Genomic DNA, 1,742 nt, shown 5'->3' with positions numbered 1-1,742 from the left:
GACACCGCGATAGCCTAATGGCGAATGACTGTAAACCCCGATATTCAACGGCTCGACAGAGGAAACGGCGGATAAGGTGATCTGCTGGGGTACGGCGTTCAGGGTATCCTGCAAAGTGGCAATACTCTGCTGGAGATTGGCAGATGCGGCTTCCAACGCCTGCTCCAGCTTCACCAGCCAGGCATCGGCATACGGATTATCGGCGGCGGAATCCACACTGATCGTGCCCGCGCGTTTAATCACCAGCGGCATCCCGAGAATGCCTGAAAATTTTCGGGGATTACTGCTCTCTTCCCGTCTGCGTCCTGCCCAAAGCCGGATGGCATAGTGGGTATGCAGTGCAATCGTTAATGAGGAGGTTAAGACCCCAGCGTGTAAACGTGGCTGGGATGGTGATTTGTCTTCTGAATCAGACATGCACAAAGACTCCTGTTTGGCCTTGATAAGTCAGTAGAACTATCAGGGCAAAGGAGGCTGTGACTCAATGGATAACCAGTTATAGAAAAAAGGAAAAATGATCTCTTTCAGGGATCGCAGTAAAGGTGATTTTTTAGCCTTTGTTGTCCCGGGCAACACAGTATGATTTTTAGCCTTTGTTGCCCCGGGCAATACAGCATGATTTTTAATCTTTGTTGCCCCGGGCAACACAGTATGATTTTTAGCCTTTGTTGCCCCGGGCAATACAGCATGATTTTTAGCCTTTGTTGTCCCGGGCAACACAGTATGATTTTTAATCAATACTCTCCCTGTCATATTTCGCCTGTGTCAGCCGCTGACGGATGTCTTTCACCATATTACGCACATGGGCTTGTGAGGACGGTGATGCAGGACGCTCAACATGTTGAGTGAACTCAACCGGCTTCTTCGCCGTGGCAGGCGCAGTAACTGCGGTTTCAGGTTGTCCATATAATCTCCCCTCCCGTGCCCGTTTCATCATGGCCAGCAGCCAGCCGACCGGATTGCCGATTTTCCCTGCCTGTAACGCCTTATCCAGACAATTCAGCACGGTCTGCGCCTGTTCAGCAGGTAACGCCTGCAACCGGCTGTTCAGCATCATCACGTCTTCCGGCTCCAGTTGTCGGCAAAGCCCTTCTGGCAGAAAAACAGCGGACTGCGGGTCTGCTACGTATGTTTTTTTATTCACACTCTGTGTGAAAGAACGTACATAACGGTTCGGTTTAGCGGGACCACGGTAAGGCGTTGATTTCAGACTGAGTTCGGAGTCCGAATTCAGCGCAGTCTGTTCCTTTGACTGACTCAGTTCGGTTTCCGAACCCGGTTTAATTTCCCTGAGTTCGGTTGGATGTTTTCCTTGCTGAAAGGTCTGACGCATCACCCTTTGCTGCGGGGTCTGCACGGCATTCAGCCGTTCTTCCAGCAAACGGATATGGCTGTGACGATGACGCATCAGCGGGTCGTCTTTGATGTCGGTCAGGACGTCCCGGGCGGTCTGGCTGATGGTGCGGTTTTTACTGCGACAGGCTTCCGCCACCGTATCCAGCCAGTGGGGATCGAGCATTTCGGCATCACGGCAGGTCAGCGGCTCATCGTGTTGGGCATAGATATTGCCCCGCACCCGTCCCTGCTCATCCCGGAGTCGCTTGCATAAACTCAGCCAGCCGGTTATTCGCAGCATCAGTAATACCCGGCTGACGGTTTCACGCGACGCCTTGCCTTTATAGGGGGAGGCCAGCAACACCTGCAATTCGTCATAGCTGGGAAAAACCGCGCCTTCATTTTGT

At 52.5% G+C, this 1,742-nt stretch carries 2 protein-coding genes; both read right to left on the bottom strand.

All coding sequences use genetic code 11. The features are described 5' to 3' along the window. Positions 1-417: PFL_4669 family integrating conjugative element protein (locus ABLA76_RS16970; protein ID WP_348988834.1), on the bottom strand; the 417-nt coding region annotated here is incomplete at its 3' end. A gap of 313 nt (positions 418-730) precedes the next feature. Next, positions 731-1,742, bottom strand: a 1,012-nt coding sequence (locus tag ABLA76_RS16965) for an STY4528 family pathogenicity island replication protein (RefSeq protein ID WP_348988833.1), incomplete at its 5' end; no start/stop codon positions are given.

It is taken from the genome of Xenorhabdus sp. SGI240 (assembly GCF_040081915.1).
Lineage (GTDB): Bacteria > Pseudomonadota > Gammaproteobacteria > Enterobacterales > Enterobacteriaceae > Xenorhabdus > Xenorhabdus bakwenae.
Note: the sequence above shows the minus strand (reverse complement) of the source record. Positions and strands in the feature narration are given on the sequence as shown.